The 15,683-nt window shown below is 71.2% G+C and carries 15 protein-coding genes; 1 reads left to right on the top strand and 14 read right to left on the bottom strand.

From position 1 onward, the window contains the following. Positions 1 to 30: 30 nt before the first annotated feature. The 9 genes from lepB (F3L20_RS07235) to F3L20_RS07195 form a co-directional block, all read right to left on the bottom strand. Positions 31 to 1,017, bottom strand: coding sequence for a signal peptidase I (lepB, locus tag F3L20_RS07235; RefSeq protein WP_150153145.1), 987 nt, complete (start codon positions 1,015 to 1,017; stop codon positions 31 to 33). Next, positions 905 to 2,005 (bottom strand): signal peptidase I, encoded by a 1,101-nt coding sequence (gene lepB / locus F3L20_RS07230; RefSeq protein WP_150153143.1) that lies wholly within the window; start codon positions 2,003 to 2,005, stop codon positions 905 to 907. Before lepB (F3L20_RS07230) ends, lepB (F3L20_RS07235) begins: the two co-directional genes overlap by 113 nt. Further along, positions 1,998 to 2,726, bottom strand: a complete 729-nt coding sequence (gene lepB, locus F3L20_RS07225; RefSeq protein WP_150153141.1) for a signal peptidase I — start codon at positions 2,724 to 2,726, stop codon at positions 1,998 to 2,000. Before lepB (F3L20_RS07225) ends, lepB (F3L20_RS07230) begins: the two co-directional genes overlap by 8 nt. A 45-nt stretch (positions 2,727 to 2,771) precedes the next feature. Then, complete coding sequence (rplS, locus tag F3L20_RS07220) at positions 2,772 to 3,122, bottom strand: 50S ribosomal protein L19 (protein ID WP_006130445.1); 351 nt, start codon at positions 3,120 to 3,122, stop codon at positions 2,772 to 2,774. A gap of 130 nt (positions 3,123 to 3,252) precedes the next feature. Then, entirely contained in the window at positions 3,253 to 4,086 is an 834-nt protein-coding gene (gene trmD, locus F3L20_RS07215; protein WP_150153139.1) for a tRNA (guanosine(37)-N1)-methyltransferase TrmD, read from the bottom strand. After that, on the bottom strand, positions 4,086 to 4,646 hold the full coding sequence (gene rimM / locus F3L20_RS07210) for a ribosome maturation factor RimM (protein ID WP_145829906.1): 561 nt from the start codon (positions 4,644 to 4,646) through the stop codon (positions 4,086 to 4,088). The genes trmD and rimM overlap by 1 nt, the downstream gene beginning before the upstream one ends. 83 nt (positions 4,647 to 4,729) lie before the next feature. Further along, positions 4,730 to 4,969, bottom strand: a complete 240-nt coding sequence (locus F3L20_RS07205; RefSeq protein ID WP_003973401.1) for an RNA-binding protein — start codon at positions 4,967 to 4,969, stop codon at positions 4,730 to 4,732. 2 nt (positions 4,970 to 4,971) lie between these two features. Further along, on the bottom strand, positions 4,972 to 5,391 hold the full coding sequence (gene rpsP / locus F3L20_RS07200; RefSeq protein ID WP_024887956.1) for a 30S ribosomal protein S16: 420 nt from the start codon (positions 5,389 to 5,391) through the stop codon (positions 4,972 to 4,974). A 280-nt stretch (positions 5,392 to 5,671) separates the two neighbouring features. Then, on the bottom strand, positions 5,672 to 6,268 hold the full coding sequence (locus F3L20_RS07195; RefSeq protein WP_150153137.1) for a hypothetical protein: 597 nt from the start codon (positions 6,266 to 6,268) through the stop codon (positions 5,672 to 5,674). 588 nt (positions 6,269 to 6,856) lie between these two features. Between F3L20_RS07195 and F3L20_RS07190 the strand changes: the two genes are divergently transcribed. Next, positions 6,857 to 7,711: a methyltransferase domain-containing protein gene (locus F3L20_RS07190; RefSeq protein WP_150153135.1), complete on the top strand. Its 855-nt coding sequence runs from the start codon at positions 6,857 to 6,859 to the stop codon at positions 7,709 to 7,711. Between the two features lie 86 nt (positions 7,712 to 7,797). Here F3L20_RS07190 and ffh read toward each other — a convergent pair whose 3' ends face one another. The 5 genes from ffh to nsdA all read right to left on the bottom strand — a co-directional run bounded on the left by ffh (position 7,798) and on the right by nsdA (position 15,499). Next, a complete protein-coding gene (gene ffh, locus F3L20_RS07185; protein ID WP_150153133.1) occupies positions 7,798 to 9,348 on the bottom strand; it encodes a signal recognition particle protein in 1,551 nt (516 codons plus the stop codon). A gap of 160 nt (positions 9,349 to 9,508) precedes the next feature. Next, entirely contained in the window at positions 9,509 to 11,950 is a 2,442-nt protein-coding gene (locus tag F3L20_RS07180; protein ID WP_150153131.1) for a [protein-PII] uridylyltransferase, read from the bottom strand. A 29-nt stretch (positions 11,951 to 11,979) separates the two neighbouring features. Further along, positions 11,980 to 12,318 (bottom strand): P-II family nitrogen regulator, encoded by a 339-nt coding sequence (locus tag F3L20_RS07175; RefSeq protein ID WP_006130453.1) that lies wholly within the window; start codon positions 12,316 to 12,318, stop codon positions 11,980 to 11,982. Continuing rightward, positions 12,315 to 13,655: an ammonium transporter gene (locus F3L20_RS07170; RefSeq protein WP_145829910.1), complete on the bottom strand. Its 1,341-nt coding sequence runs from the start codon at positions 13,653 to 13,655 to the stop codon at positions 12,315 to 12,317. The genes F3L20_RS07175 and F3L20_RS07170 overlap by 4 nt, the downstream gene beginning before the upstream one ends. Before the next feature lie 347 nt (positions 13,656 to 14,002). Beyond that, on the bottom strand, positions 14,003 to 15,499 hold the full coding sequence (gene nsdA, locus F3L20_RS07165; RefSeq protein ID WP_150153129.1) for a transcriptional repressor NsdA: 1,497 nt from the start codon (positions 15,497 to 15,499) through the stop codon (positions 14,003 to 14,005). Positions 15,500 to 15,683: the final 184 nt, after the last annotated feature.

The raw sequence follows: 15,683 nt of genomic DNA, 5'->3' as shown, positions 1-15,683 counted from the left end.
CGGCACCCTACCCGGCGGTACCCAGGCGGGTCAGCCCTCCCCGCGCCCCTCTCCCCCACCGGCCCGGCGGCGCCGCCACAGCACGAACGGCACCGCACCGGCCACCGCGAGCGCGGGCGGCGCGACCGAGAGGGCCGCCGCGTCCTGGGACTGCGTGTTCAGACCGGGCTGGTCGAAGGTGTCCGGGACGGGGAGGTTGTCCCAGCGGTTGACCGGCCAGGCGATGACCACGGCGCGGCCGACGACCTTGTCGACGGGGACGAAGCCGTGGTTCTTGTCCGCCTGGTTGTAGCGGGAGTCGCGGGAGTTCTGGCGGTGGTCGCCCATGACCCAGATGTGGCCCTCGGGCACCTTGACCTTGAACTGGCCGCCCTGGTCGTCCTGGCTGCACGGGGTGTTGCCGGGGTAGACGTACGGCTCGTTGAGCGCCTTGCCGTTGACCTTCAGCGGGCCGGTGCCCTTGCACTCGATCGTGTCGCCGCCGACGCCGACGACCCGCTTGATCAGGTCCTTCTCCTCCGCGGACGGCATCAGGCCGATCCAGCTGAGGACCTTCTGCAGCGGGTTGGGGTCGGGGGTGGGCTCGCCCGCGAGCCAGTTGTCGGGGTCGTGGAAGACGACGACCTCGCCCCGCTCCGGCTCGGAGCCGAACCAGGGGGTCAGCTTGTCGACCAGGACCCGGTCGCCCTGCTGCAGGGTGTTCTGCATGGAGTCGGAGGGGATCGAGAACGCCTGCACGAGGAACGTCTTGATCAGCAGCGCCAGGACGAGCGCGATGCCGATCAGGATCGGCAGTTCCTTCCAGAAGGAGCGCTGCTGCTTCTTCGGCCGGGGGTCGTCCGGTCCCTGGTCACCGGTCCTCGTCCCGTCGTCGTTCACTCCGCCGCCCTCGACCGCCGGATCGTCATTCCCGGAGAACGCGGCGTTGGCCGCGGCCGGGTCGCCCGGTTCCGCGGGGCGTCCGCGGTGCTCCTCGCCTCCCTGACCGGACCGTGCGCCTACCGCCACATCCCCCACACCGACTCCTCACTCTCTGCCGCCGCCCGCGCCATGCCCGGCGCAGGCCCACCACTCCCATAACGAGCGGGAGTTCCGCAGGGCTCGGGAGCTGGACAATTCCTTCACGTTGGCTGGGATCGTCCGGGGCAACCCTATGCGACAGCGCGGCGCCGGCGTTCGACCCGGGCACCGAGTCGGACACGGCGGCGTAGGCGGCGGGCTCGTCGAGGGTGGTCCAGTGGCCGAGCGGCCAGGCGATGACCATGGCGCGGCCCACCACCTCGTCCTCGGAGACGGTGCCGCCGTAACCGGAGTTCTGGTGGACGCGGGAATCCGCGGAGTTCGCCCGGTGGTCGCCCATCACCCACAGCCGGCCCTCCGGCACGGTGACGTCGAAGGGGGTCAGCGAGGGGGCGTTGCCGGGGTAGAGGTAGTCCTCGTTCAGCGGGACGCCGTTGACGGTGACCCGGCCCTGGGTGTCGCAGCACCGGACGCGGTCGCCGCCGACCCCGACGACCCGCTTGATCAGGTCCTTCTCGTCCTCCGACGGCAGCAGACCGATGAAGGTGAGGCCTTCCTTGATCTGCTTGATGCCGACCGGGTCGTCCTTCTGGGGCGTGGTCTGCTCCCCTTGGAGCCAGCCACCGGGGTCCTTGAACACGACGACGTCCCCGCGCTGCGGCCTGGAGCCGAACCAGGGGGTGAGCTTGTCGACCAGGACCCGGTCGCCGATCTGGATCGTCTGCTCCATGGAGCCGGACGGGATGACGAACGCCTGCACGAGAAACGTCTTCAGCACCAGCGCGATCAGGACGGCGACACCGATGAGGAGCGGGATCTCCTTGACGGCGCTACGCCTGCGGCGGCGCTTGACCTTGCGCTGGAGCTTGCGCCGTTCGGCCCGGGTGCGGCCGGAGGAGGGGACGACGGCACGGCGCGAGCCGGTGGGAAGCAGGTTCTCGGCGGCGCTCTCGGGGACGCCGCGGGGCCGTCCGCGGTTACCCATGGCGGCCCCCCGTCGCGGAGGGGTCCGCAGCCGGTACGCGCGCGTAGGCGTCGGGCCGCTCCAGACGGCCGGCGTGGCCGAACGGCCAGACGACGGCGTCGGCACGGCCGACGACCTCCGCCACGGGGATCATGCCCCCGCCGGGCGAGCCGAGGTGGTCGCGGGAGTCGCTGGAGTTGCCGCGGTGGTCACCGAGGACGAACAGCCGTCCTTCGGGGACGACCACGTCGAAGCGCACCGTGGAGGGACTGTCGCCGGGGAACAGGAAGCTTGACTCGTCGACCGACCGGCCGTTCACCCGGATCCTCCCCTCCCCGTCGCAGCAGACGATGTGGTCCCCGCCCACCCCGACAACCCGTTTGATGTAGTCGGCGTCACCGAAATACCCGGTGCCGTCGAACACAATCACGTCGCCGCGGTGCGGCCCGTCGCCGAAGCGGTACGCCAACTTGTTTACGAGAACGCGGTCCCCGACCCTCAATCCCTTCTCCATCGATCCGCTCGGGATCTCGAAGGGCCGCGCCACGAACGTGTTGACCGCCAGCAGGAACAGCAGGCAGAGCAACAGGGTCAGGGTGATCCGTCCGCCGGGCAGCTGGTCCGTGACGCGCGACAGCAACGCGGAACGCGACCGCCCCTCCGGCCCCGGTCTCGCCGAGGAGTCCTCGGGGTCCGGGGGGAGAGAGCGGTCGCGCTCCGTCGGCTGTGCTTCGGTGTCCATCGGGGCCAGATGCTATCCGGCCGCGATGTGACGCCGGTAAAGCGCTCAGTTCTCGCGCTTCTCCTTGATCTTCGCGGCCTTGCCGCGGAGCTCACGGAGGTAGTACAGCTTGGCGCGGCGGACGTCACCCTTGGTGACGAGCTCGATCTTCTCCACGATCGGGGTGTGCACCGGGAAGGTGCGCTCGACGCCGACGGAGAAGGAGACCTTGCGGACCGTGAAGGTCTCGCGCACGCCGGAACCCTGGCGGCGGATCACCACGCCCTTGAACTGCTGCACACGGGAGCGGTTGCCCTCGATGACGCGCACGTGGACGTTGACGGTGTCGCCGGGACGGAAGTCCGGGACGTCGCTGCGGAGCGACGCGGTGTCGACGGAGTCGAGCAGGTGAGACATGTCGTCTGCTTTCTTCGCTGATGCCGCAGGTCATCAACGGCACTTGGGTTTCGGATCTGGGCTGTGCGGTCGGAGCGGCGTCGTGTCCCCCTGCGGCAGGGGCGCTCGCCGGACGGCGCACAACAGCGGCCTATTGTTCCACGCCGTCGGTCCTGCGCCAAAATCGACCGTACGGCTCCCCCTCGGGGTCCGGTTCCCAGCCGAGGATGGACAGCATCTCCCGGTCCTTCTTGTCGAAGGCCTTGGGGTCGCAGTGCTCGATGAGGTCGGGGCGGTGGGTGGTGGTCCGGCGCAGCGCCTCGTCGCGCCGCCAGCGCGCGATCTTCCCGTGGTGGCCGCTGAGCAGCACGTCCGGGATCTCGCGGCCGCGCCAGGCGGGCGGCTTGGTGTAGACCGGGCCTTCCAGCAGGTTGGCCATGGCTCCGGGGGCGAAGGAGTCGTCGCGGTGCGACTCGGCGTTCCCGAGGACGCCCGGGAGGAGCCGCGCCACCGCCTCGGTGACGACGAGGACCGCGGCCTCGCCGCCGGCCAGGACGTAGTCGCCGATGGACACCTCGTACACCGGCATGCGGGTCGCGTACTCGTCGACGACGCGGCGGTCGATGCCTTCGTAGCGGGCCGGGGTGAAGATCAGCCAGGGCCGTTCAGAGAGGTGGACGGCCAGTTCCTGGGTGAAGGGGCGGCCGCTCGGGGTGGGAACGATCAGGGCGGGCTCGCCCGAGCCGCTCTCGTAGCCGTCCGCCAGGACCGCGTCCAGCGCGTCGCCCCAGGGCTCGGTCTTCATGACCATGCCGGGGCCGCCGCCGTACGGGGTGTCGTCGACCGTGTTGTGCCGGTCGTAGGTCCAGGAGCGCAGGTCGTGGACGTGCACGTCGAGCTGTCCGCGCGCGCGTGCCTTGCCGACGAGGGAGACGTTCAGCGGGTCGAGGTACTCAGGGAAGATCGTGACGACGTCGAGCCGCATCAGGCGTCGTCCCCGGACTCCGAGGCATCCCGGGACGAGGCGACCTCGGCGCGGTCGTCGATCAGGCCGGGCGGCGGGGTGATCACCGCACGCTGCTCCTCGAGGTCGATCTCGGCGACGATCTCCTCGACGAAGGGCACGAACACCTCACTGCCGTCCGGGCGCTCGACGACGAAGAGGTCCTGGGTGGGCAGATGGGAGATCTCGGTGATCCGGCCGACCGTCTCGCCGTCCTCGGTGACGACGTCGAGGTCGATCAGCTGGTGGTCGTAGTACTCGTCCTCACCCTCGGGCATCTCCTCCGGGTCGACGTCGGCGATCAGGAGAGTGTTGCGCAGCGCCTCGGCGCCGGTGCGGTCGTGGACGCCCTCGAAGCGCAGCAGGAGGCGGCCGCTGTGCACCCGGCCGGTCGCGATGGTCAGCGGCCCTGCGGATGCGGGGTCGGTGGCCAGGACGGCGCCGGGCCCGAGCCTCAGCTCCGGCTCATCGGTACGGACCTCGACGGTGACCTCGCCCTTGATGCCATGGGCGCGGCCGATACGAGCGACTACCAGCTGCACTGTGTTCGATCTCCTGTCATACGACTGCGGGCCGGGGACGGCCCAGTGGCCCTCCCCGGCCCGAGCCGGTGCTGCTTGCGGCGTCAGCGGACGTGGTCCACGTCGACGAGGTCGACGCGGACACCGCGGCCGCCGATGGCGCCCACGACGGTACGCAGAGCGCGTGCGGTGCGGCCGTTGCGGCCGATCACCTTGCCGAGGTCGTCCGGGTGGACCCGGACCTCGAGCACGCGACCGCGACGCAGGTTGCGCGAGGCGACCTGCACATCGTCAGGGTTGTCGACGATGCCCTTCACGAGGTGCTCGAGAGCCTCCTCGAGCATGCTCAGGCCTCGGTCGACGCGGACTCGGCGGAAGCCTCGTCCTTCTTCTCAGCCTTCTTCTTCTGGGTGATGGCCTCACCCTTGCCCTCGTCGTCGCCGCCGATCGCCTCGAAGGACGGACGGGCGGCCTTCTCGGGCTGCTGCAGCAGGGGCGCGGGGGCGGGCTCGCCCTTGAACTTCTGCCAGTCGCCGGTCTTCTTCAGGATGGCGAGCACGGGCTCGGTCGGCTGGGCGCCGACGGAGAGCCAGTACGCCACGCGGTCGCCGTCGACCTCGATCACCGACGGGTTGTACGTCGGGTGGTACTTGCCGATCTCCTCGATGGCCCGGCCGTCACGGCGGGTACGGGAGTCGGCGACGACGATGCGGTAGTGAGGCGAACGGATCTTGCCCAGACGCTTCAACTTGATCTTGACTGCCACGGGAGTGGGTTCTCCTGGATTTGACGTGGTTGGGCACGGCGAGAGAGCCGCGTGGGGTTGCGGTACCCGAGTGCCCGATGGACGCGTCAGCCGGAGGAGAGAGGGGTCCTGTGCGGCTGTCGAGTACAGCTAGCCATTGTGCCACACCCCGAGGGGCCGGCCTGCCGTGGGGTGCGGGCACATGGGCACGACGAAGCGGCACCCGGCGCCGATGATCGCGCGTCGGGTGCGCCCGGTGTCGACGGGGCTGAGGCCCCGGCACCCACGAGGTGCCGGAGCCTCAGCTCGCCGCTACGACTTCCGGGATACGGAACGGCTTTCCGCAGCCGCCGCAGACGATGGGCGCCTGCGCCAGCACCGACGGCACGACGCGTACGTTGCGGCCGCAGTCGCAGACCGCCTTGACGCGTACGCCGCCGCCGGACGAGCCGTGCCGCGCGGCCGGACCACGGAAGCTGCGGGCGGTGTCGCCCGCGGTCGCCGCCATGTGGGCCTTCAGGGCCCGCTGGAGACGCTCCGTGGTCGGACGGTAGCGGCGCTTCGCCTCGGGGGTGAGCGTGACCAGCGAGAAGCCACTGCTCGGATGCGGCTCCTCGGGGTGGTCCAGGCCCAGCTCCTCGGCGATCGCCAGGAACCTGCGGTTGTGGTACCGGCCGGCTCGGGATGTGTCGCGCACGCCGCGCGCGGCGGCGATGCCGTGGACTGCCTCGTGCAGCAGTCGCTCGAAGGAGAGCTCGTGACCGCAGGCGGACGACGACTCCCCGATCAGGGACTCGGGCGCGGCAAGATCGGGCAATTCGGGGTGGTACCGCTGAATGTCGGCCCACGCCTCTGCCAGCTCTGCGGCGAGAACAGGTGGTGTCTGTGTCGTGCTCACGTAATGACAACGAGCCGGGGTGCCCCTGTGTTCCGATTCCGGGGCATCCCAAATAATTTGCACGTACCAGTCAGTTGGCACTGATGCGTCCTGACGAGCACGGGTGCGCTGATCTGCGGAGAAGCCTCGCAGGTCATCTCAAGGTGGTGCGTAGACTGACGTACGCCCCCGCGCGTATCCGGTCTCCACGCGCCGGTGCGCGTGAGCCTCCTCGATGCGCAAGAGGCCTTTCGGACGCCGTCGCGGCGCCGGGCGGCGTCCGGTTCACCCGGAACGCCGTGACCGACGAACCTACCGCCTCCCCCTGTGCGGCCGCGCACCGCCCCTCCCCCGGGACGTTCACGCCCCGTCACCGGTGGCCGGAACCCTCCCACCGACGTCCTCGCCGTGGCCGGGCGGGCGGTCCCCGATTACCGGAATGTGAATTCTTGCCTCTGGCACGAGCAACTACCAAACAGCCGCCCCCTTCCACTGGACGACACGACGAGTGCGGAGTTACCTGGCATACGGGGGCTGTGCGGGCGCACTGCACGGGGGCCAGGGAAATGGGCACTGCGGCAACTTCTCGGCTGATTGGGGCGCTTACCTATGACACCTACGCTCGTGCGGCAGCACCCGTCTCGCACGGGGCCCGCCCCGCGCGTCGACCTGCGGGCACGCGCGCGTGACTGGTCCGAGATACAGGAGCGGATGCTCGTACCGCTGTACGAAGCGGTGTACGAGCGTCTGGACGTGGGCCCCTCGACCCGGCTGCTCGGCCTCGGCTGCGGCTCCGGACTGGCCCTGCTGATGGCGGCCTCGCGCGGCGCCACGATCACCGGTGTCGACACCTCGACCGACCGGCTGGACCTCGCCCGCGAACGGCTGCTGCCGGACGAGCGGGACCCGCACGCGCGCACGGACACCCGGATCGTGCGGGGCTCGCCCGCCGAGGCCGCCCCCGCCGGTGTACGGCGGTACACCGTGGTGACCGCCTTCGAGCCGATCGGCTGCCTGGCGGGCGACGCGGAAGGGCTGGGCGACCTGCTCGCCGAGGCCGTGCCGCTCGCCGGGCGCGGGGCGGCCGTGGTGCTGGCCGGCTGGGGCCCGCCCGAGCGGTGTGCCACGGCGGCCGTGCTGCGGGTGGCCGCCAAGCTGGCGGACCCGCTGCGCGGCGCGGAGGCCTGGCGCCCCACCGAACGGGACGACCTGGAGCGGGTCGCCGAGCGGGCCGGACTGCGGCCCGATGGTTCGGGGCGGGTGGCCTGCCCCTTCGGCTACGCCGACCCGGACAGCGCCCTACGGGGCCTGAAGTCGACGGGCCTGTTCGACCCGGCGATCAGCGCCACCGACCAGGTGCAGGTGGACAAGGAGCTGACCGAGGCGCTGCACCCGTACCAGCGCCCGGACGGCACGGTGTGGATGCCGAACGTGTTCCGGTACCTCGTCGCGCGCGTCCCCTGACGGGCGCGGTCCGCCGCGCACGCACAACGCCGCTGGGGCGCCCCCTGCGAGGAGGGGGCGCCCCAGTGGTGTCACCGGTACGGGCCTCAGCCCATGAACTTCTTGAACTCGTCGGGCAGCTCGAAGTCCTTGCCGCCCTGCTGCGGCAGTCCGAAGGCGTTGCCGCCCTCGGCGGCCGCGGCCCGGCGCGCGGCCTCCTCCTGCTCCTGCTGCTTGCGCTTCATCGGGTTGCCCGAGCGCTGCTTGCCCTTGGCCTGCTTCTGCTTCTTCTTCGTACGGCCGGGGCCGCCGCCCATGCCCGGCATCCCGGGCATCCCCGGCATGCCGCCGCCCTGGGCCATGCGGGACATCATCTTCCGCGCCTCGAAGAACCGCTCGACGAGGTTCTTCACCGCGCTGACCTCGACACCGGAGCCCTTGGCGATACGGGCGCGGCGCGAACCGTTGATGACCGTCGGGTCCTGGCGCTCGCCGGGCGTCATCGACTTGATGATCGCGGCGGTGCGGTCGACGTCCCGCTCGTCCAGGTTGTTGATCTGGTCCTTGATCTGGCCCATGCCCGGGAGCATGCCGAGCAGCTTGGAGATGGAGCCCATCTTGCGGACCTGCTCCATCTGGGCCAGGAAGTCGTCCAGGGTGAAGTCCTGGCCCTTCTTGGACGCCAGCTTGGAGGCCATCTTCTCGGCCTCTTCCTGGCTGAACGTCTTCTCAGCCTGCTCGATCAGGGTGAGCAGGTCACCCATGTCGAGGATGCGGGAGGCCATGCGGTCCGGGTGGAAGGCGTCGAAGTCGTCGAGCTTCTCACCGTTGGACGCGAACATGATCGGCTTGCCCGTGACCTGCCGGATCGACAGGGCGGCACCACCGCGGGCGTCACCGTCGAGCTTGGAGAGCACCACGCCGTCGAAGCCGACGCCGTCACGGAAGGCCTCGGCCGTGTTGACCGCGTCCTGGCCGATCATCGCGTCGACGACGAAGAGGATCTCGTCGGGCGAGACCGCGTCCCGGATGTCCGCGGCCTGCCGCATCAGCTCCTGGTCGATGCCCAGGCGGCCGGCGGTGTCCACGATCACGATGTCGTGGACCTTGGACCGCGCGAAGTCGATGGAGTCCTTGGCGACCTTGACCGGGTCGCCGACGCCGTTGCCCGGCTCGGGCGCGTAGACGGCGACGCCCGCGCGCTCGGCGACCACGCTCAGCTGGTTGACGGCGTTGGGGCGCTGGAGGTCGGCGGCGACCAGCAGCGGGGAGTGGCCCTGCTCCTTCAGCCAGTGGCCGAGCTTGCCCGCGAGGGTGGTCTTACCGGCACCCTGCAGACCCGCGAGCATGATCACGGTCGGCGGCTGCTTGGCGAACCGCAGACGGCGGGTCTCGCCGCCGAGGATCTGGATCAGCTCGTCGTTGACGATCTTGATGATCTGCTGGGCCGGGTTGAGCGCCTTGGAGACCTCGGCGCCCAGGGCCCTTTCCTTGACGTTCTTGATGAACGACCGGACGACCGGCAGGGCCACGTCGGCCTCGAGGAGGGCGATGCGGATCTCACGCGCCGTGGCGTCGATGTCCGCCTCGGACAACCTGCCTTTGCCGCGGAGGTTTTTGAAAGTCGCGCTGAGGCGGTCGGAGAGGGTATCGAACACGGTGGCGTCGGTCCTCGGGGTCGGGGGCGGACTGGGCTGCCCTCCAGGGTATCCGGCCCCGCAAGCAAAACGCCCCCGCCCGCCGCGGCCGGTGGACGGGAGCGGGACGTGCGTGCCGGTGGACGGCCCCGCGCGTGAGCGCGGGGGCACGCCCGCGCGGTCACGCCCGCAGCATCTCCTCCAGTTTGCGGGCCACCGCCACGGCCTCCTCGCCCGGCAGCGGCAGGCCCTCCGGTCCGGTGACGTAGAAGGCGTCGACCGCGTTGGCGCCCAGGGTGCTCGCGTGGGCGCTGCGCACCCTCACACCCGCGTCCTCCAGGGCCCGCCCGATGCGGAACAGCAGCCCCGGTGCGTCCTGCGCGCGGACCTCGATCACCGTGGCGTGCCGGGAGGCGGCCGGGGCGACGGTCACGCGCGGGGGCGGGGCGACCACCCCGCGGCGCCTCGGGTACGCGGCGTCCCGCTCGGCCAGACGGCCGGAGATGTCGAGGCTGCCGTCGAGGGCGCGGACCAGGTCGGCGCGGAGCCGGACGGCCTGGGGCAGCGAGCCGAACTCGGCGGCGACCCGCCAGTCCAGCAGCAGCACGGAGCCGTCGACACCGTCCGGAAGGTCCAGTGCCCGCAGTTCGGCGGTGCGCACGGTCAGCCGGTGCATGGCGAGCACGCCGGCCACCGCGGGCAGCACGCCCGGCTGGTCGGGTACGGCCACGATCAGCTCGACGCCCAGCGGTTCGGGGTCGTCCGAGGGCTCGGCGGGCGGTTCGGTCTGCGCCCGCAACGACAGGACGGAAGCGCCCGTGGCGACGGCTTCGAGGGCGAGCCGCTCGTGCTGCGCGGTGGGCGCGGCCGCCTCGGGGTCGGGCGGTGCCTGGCCCGCGAGCACGGCGGAGACCCGTTTGACCAGGTCGGCGACGAGGGAGGCGCGCCAGGAGGACCAGGCGGCCGGCCCGGTGGCGAGGGCGTCCGCCTCCGTGAGGGCGTGCAGCAGTTCGAGGGTGCTCTGGGAGCCGACGGCCTCGGCGACGGCCCGCACGGTGGCGGGATCGTCGAGGTCGCGCCGGGTGGCGGTCTCCACGAGCAGCAGGTGGTGGCGTACGAGCGTGGCGATCACGGTGACGTCGCCCGCGTCGAAGCCGATACGGGCGGCCACGTCCCGGGCGATGACCTCGCCGGCCACCGAGTGGTCGCCGGGCCAGCCCTTGCCGATGTCGTGCAGCAGGGCGGCGATGAGCAGCAGGTCGGGGCGGCTGACCCGGCGGGTGAAGGCGGAGGCGCGTACGGCGGTCTCGATGAGGTGCCGGTCCACGGTCCACAGGTGCACGGCGTTGCGCTGCGGGCGGCACCGCACCCGGTCCCAGTCGGGGAGCAGCAGGCTGATCAGGCCCTCGGCCTCCAGCGCCTCCCAGACGTCGACGGTGGGGCGGCCGGAGCCCAGCAGGGTGAGGAGCTGCTGCCGGGCCTCGGCGGGCCAGGGCGAGGGCAGGGCGCGGGCGCCGGCGGCCATGCGGCGGACGGCGTGCAGGGAGAGCGGGAGTCCGGCCTGGGCGGCGGCGGCCGCGGCGCGGAGCGGGAGCACGGAGTCGTGGTCGGGGCGCGCGGCGCGGGCGAGCACCACCTCGCCGTCCTGCTCGACGACCCCTTCGGCGAGCGGGGAGCGTTCGGGTGCCGGTTTCCCGCCGCCCAGCATGGCGCGCAGCCGGGGCCGTACGGAACGGGAGCGCAGGACACGGCCGACCTCGCGCCAGGTGACGTCGCCCGCGTAGGCGATGACCCGGGCGGCCTCGTAGACCTGGCGCAGCAGGGCGTCGGCGTCGAGGAGGCCGAGTTCGGCGGCGACCTGGTCCTGTTCCTGGAGGGCGAGCCGGTCGGTGGCGCGTCCGGTGCTCAGGTGGAGGGCGTCGCGTACGTCGAGGAGGCGGCCGCGGGCCTCGGCGAGTCCCTCGCGCGGGGCGTCGGCGAGCCAGGAGGCGGCCACCGCGCGCAGGGCGGTGACGTCGCGCAGTCCGCCGCGCGCCTCCTTGAGGTCGGGTTCCAGGAGGTACTGCAGCTCGCCCTGGCGTTCGGCGCGTTCCTCGCACAGTTCCCGCAGGGCGGGCAGCCGCTTGGGGGCCTGGTTGCGCCAGTCGGCGAGCACGGTGGTGCGCAGGGCGGTGGTGAGGCCGAGGTCGCCGGCGACGTGCCGGGCGTCCAGCAGGCCGAGCTGGACCTTGAGGTCCTCACCGGCGGTCCTGCGGGCCTCCGCCGGGGTGCGGACGGAGTGGTCGAGGGCGAGGCCGAGGTCCCAGACCGGGTACCAGAGGCGGTCGGCGAGGGCGGACACGGCCTGGGGGGCGCTGCCGTCGTGCAGCAGGAGCAGGTCGAGGTCGCTGCGCGGGGAGAGCTCCGCGCGTCCGTAACCGCCGACGGCGACCAGGGAGATCCCGCGTGCTCCGGGGGCGCCGGCCGCGAAGAGGCCGGCGAGCCATTCGTCGGTGAGGCCGGCGAGGGCGGAACGGCGCGGCGGCCCGGACCGCGCCTTCTCGGTGAGAAGGCGCAGCCGGGCCGCCGCGTAGCCGTCGGGCCCCGAGTCCTCTGCCTGGTCGTGCGTGTCCGTACTCGTCACCCGGCGACTCCTGTTCCGTGGGGCTGCTGTCAGAGGGCGTCCGGGCCGCGTTCGCCGGTCCGCACCCGTACGGCGGTCTCGACGGGGATCGTCCAGACCTTGCCGTCGCCGATCTTGCCGGTGCGGGCCGCCTTGACCACGACGTCGACGAGCTGCTCGGCGTCGTCGTCCTCGACCAGGACCTCGATACGGACCTTGGGCACCAGGTCGACGGTGTACTCGGCACCGCGGTAGACCTCGGTGTGGCCGCGCTGGCGTCCGTAGCCGCTGGCCTCGGTGACGGTCAGACCGTGCACGCCGAAGGCCTGCAGGGCTTCCTTGATCTCGTCGAGCCGGTGCGGCTTCACGACGGCGGTGATGAGCTTCATGCGTCCACCTTCTTGGTCTCGGCCGGGGCGACGGGGGTGCCGGCTGCCGTGCGGGCCGCGCCGCCGCCGGCGCCGCTGAAGTCGTATGCGGTCTCGGCGTGCTCGGCCTGGTCGATGCCGGCGACCTCGTCGTCCTCGGAGACTCGCATACCGATGGTCTTGTGGAGGAGGAGGGCCAGGACCGCGGAGGCGATCAGGGAGTAGGCGAGGACACCGAAGACACCGGCGCACTGCTTCCAGAACTGGTCGAGGCCGCCGCCGTAGAAGAGGCCCTGGACCGTGGACTGGCCCTTGCCGGTGGCGAAGAATCCGATGAGCAGGGAGCCGATGACGCCGCCGACGAGGTGGACGCCGACCACGTCGAGGGAGTCGTCGTAGCCGAACTTGTACTTGAGGCCGACCGCCATGGCGCACAGGACACCGGCGATGATGCCGATCGCGATGGCGCCGAGCGGGGAGACCGCGCCGCCGGCCGGGGTGATGGCGACCAGGCCGGAGACGGCGCCGGAGGCCGCACCCAGCGTGGTGAACGCGCCGTGGCGGATCTTCTCGTAGGCGAGCCAGCCGACGACCGCGGCGCCGGTGGCGACCTGGGTGTTGACGAACATCAGCGCGCCGACGCCGTCGTCGTTGCCCAGCCACGAGCCGGCGTTGAATCCGAACCAGCCGAACCACAGCAGACCGGCGCCGAGCATGACCAGCGGGAGGCTGTGCGGACGCATCGGGTCCTTCTTGAATCCGATGCGCTTGCCGATGACGAGGATGACACCGAGGGCGGCCGCACCGGCGTTGATGTGGACCGCGGTACCACCGGCGAAGTCGATGACGCCGAGGTCGAACGCCCAGCCGCCCTCGCCCCACACCCAGTGCGCGACCGGGAAGTACACGACGGTGACCCACAGGGTGATGAACAGGGCCCAGGCGCTGAACTTCACACGGTCCGCGAGCGCGCCGCTGATCAGGGCGGGCGTGAGGATCGCGAACATCAGCTGGAAGGCGGCGAAGACGAACAGCGGGATGGTGGTGCTGCCCCACAGTTCCGTCAGGCCGATGTTGCTCAGGCCCACCCAGTCGGAGTTCCAGCCGACGAGGCTGCCCTTGTCGTCGCCGAACGCGACGGAGAATCCGTAGAGCACCCAGAGGATGGTGACGATGCCCAGGCTGATGAAGCTCATCATCAGCATGTTCAGCGTGCTCTTGACCCGGACCATGCCTCCGTAGAAGAAGGCCAGGCCGGGCGTCATGAGCATCACCAGAGCGGAACAGATGAGCATGAACCCTGTATTGGCGGCGGACAGCGTGGGCGCGTCTGCTGCCAGGGTGATGGCTTGTGCCATCGGCGTCTCCTCGTCGTTGGTACGGCCCCGTGCGGGCGAAGCCTTGAGCGGATTGAGGGGTGGGCCGGTTATGCGCCATGAAGATTGGCGCAGCGCCGTTTCGGTGGAAGCCCCTCGTTGTTTCGCCGCCGTGACGAAGGCACCCGACGTGTTACGGGTCGATGAACTGCCGGATCCGGGGCGCGCCGATCGTTATCGTGACGCAACCTTCGGTGTACGGCGGTGAGCCGGGGCCGGGGAGACACACGACCGGCCGCGGCCGGCCTTCCGAATGACTGGCATGGGGGAGCCGAGTCGGGCAGTTCGGGAGGGCCGGCCGCGGCCGGGGTCCAGGGGTGTTCCTGTGGTCAGACCGCTTCGGCGGTCTCCGGCAGCTCGATCGCGAGCCGCTCGGTGAGTTCGACGACGTCGGCGAGGTCTCCGAAGTCGCGTACGGCGGTGTCGACGGTCTTTCGGATACGAGTGTTGACGCGCTCGGAACGGACCTTCTTGGCGGCCTTGATGGCGTCGGTGGCCAGAACCGTGCTCTGCTCGGGCTCGCGCTGGAGCAGGTGGACGGTGGCCATGCCGATGAGGTTGAGGGCGTAGGAGCGCTGGTGCTCGCCGCCCTCCTGGCCGAAGAGTTCCACGGCCCGCTTCATCAGCGGCTCGGCGAGGGAGGCGTAGGTGGGGCTGCGGCCCGCTACGTAGGCGAGGTCGCGGAAGGAGTGGCTGTTCTCCGCGTACAGCTCGGCCTCGGAGAAGAAGCGGATCCAGTCCGGGTCGGGCTCGTCCCACTCGTCGGCCTCGGCGAAGGTGTCCTCGGCCATGCGGACGGCGCGCTTGCAGCGGCCGGGCTGCCCCATGTTGGCGTAGGCGCGGGCCTCCATCGCATACAGCATCGACTGGATGCGGGGGCTGGCGCAGTCCCGGCTGCCGTACTGCGCGAGGTGGATGAGCTCCAGCGCGTCCTCGGGGCGGCCGAGGTGGATCATCTGCCGGCCCATGTTGGACAGCACGTAGGAGCCGAGCGGCCGGTCCCCGGCCTCCTTGGCGGCGTGCAGGGCGAGCACGAAGTACTTCTGCGCGGTCGGCTGCAGCCCCACGTCGTACGACATCCAGCCCGCGAGCTCGGCCAGCTCGGCGGCGACCTTGAACAGCCGCTTGGTGGCGGCCTCCGGCTGGGGCTCCTGGAGGAGGTCGGTGACCTCGTGGAGCTGACCGACGACGGCTTTGCGGCGCAGTCCGCCGCCGCACTGGGCGTCCCACTGCCGGAACATCACGGTGGTCGTCTCCAGCAGGTCCAGTTCCGGCTTGGACAGCCGGCCGCGGGCCCGCGCCGAGGAGGGCGCGACGTCCGGCTCGGGCCTGGGGAGCGGGCTGGACGGAGAGGGGACGAGCCAGCGCTGCATGGGCTCGATGAGGGACGGACCCGCGGAAAGGGCCAGCGAGCTCCCGAGGAAGCCGCGCCGCGCCAGCATCAGGTCGCTGCGCGAGAACTCGCTGAGCAGGGCCACGGTCTGCGGGCCCGTCCAGGGAAGGTCGACACCGGTCGCGGCGGGTGCCGGGCGGGTGGTGCGCAGGCCCAGGTCCTCCACGGAGACGACGACACCGAAACGCTCGGAGAACAGCTCCGACAGGATTCTGGGGATCGGCTCGCGCGGGTTCTCCCCGTCCAGCCAGCGGCGCACGCGGGAGGTGTCGGTGGAGATGTGGTTGGCACCCAACTGCCTTGCTCTGCGGTTCACTTGGCGGGCGAGCTCCCCCTTGGACCAGCCGCTGCGGACGAACCACGAGGCGAGCATCTCGTTCGGACGCTTCTCCGCACCCGCAGTACTCGTCCCGCCACCGCCGTTGCCGCTCACTGGAACGCCCCCATCCCTGAAGACCACTTGTCGCTGAGTGCGCCAAGCCCTATCAGAATGCCGGTCCTTGGGGCCGCCCGTCCGGCGGTTGCCACCCTTAGAACGGAAAGCCGAGTTGCCTCCGGCATACCCACGAGTGCATGTGCCCCATCCAAGCCGTGCACACACAGTAACCCTATGATCA

The sequence above is a fragment of the Streptomyces tendae genome, from assembly GCF_008632955.1.
GTDB lineage: Bacteria > Actinomycetota > Actinomycetes > Streptomycetales > Streptomycetaceae > Streptomyces.
This window is presented reverse-complemented; position numbering and strand designations above follow the sequence as displayed.

Excerpts from the sequence above, each read along its gene's own strand:
- lepB (WP_150153143.1), bottom strand. The coding sequence starts at position 2,005 with ATGGGTAACCGCGGACGGCCCCGCGGCGTCCCCGAGAGCGCCGCCGAG.
- lepB (WP_150153141.1), bottom strand. The coding sequence starts at position 2,726 with ATGGACACCGAAGCACAGCCGACGGAGCGCGACCGCTCTCTCCCCCCG.
- rplS (WP_006130445.1), bottom strand. The coding sequence starts at position 3,122 with ATGTCTCACCTGCTCGACTCCGTCGACACCGCGTCGCTCCGCAGCGAC.
- trmD (WP_150153139.1), bottom strand. The coding sequence starts at position 4,086 with ATGCGGCTCGACGTCGTCACGATCTTCCCTGAGTACCTCGACCCGCTG.
- F3L20_RS07205 (WP_003973401.1), bottom strand. The coding sequence starts at position 4,969 with ATGCTCGAGGAGGCTCTCGAGCACCTCGTGAAGGGCATCGTCGACAAC.
- F3L20_RS07190 (WP_150153135.1), top strand. The coding sequence starts at position 6,857 with ATGACACCTACGCTCGTGCGGCAGCACCCGTCTCGCACGGGGCCCGCC.
- F3L20_RS07175 (WP_006130453.1), bottom strand. The coding sequence starts at position 12,318 with ATGAAGCTCATCACCGCCGTCGTGAAGCCGCACCGGCTCGACGAGATC.
- F3L20_RS07170 (WP_145829910.1), bottom strand. The coding sequence starts at position 13,655 with ATGGCACAAGCCATCACCCTGGCAGCAGACGCGCCCACGCTGTCCGCC.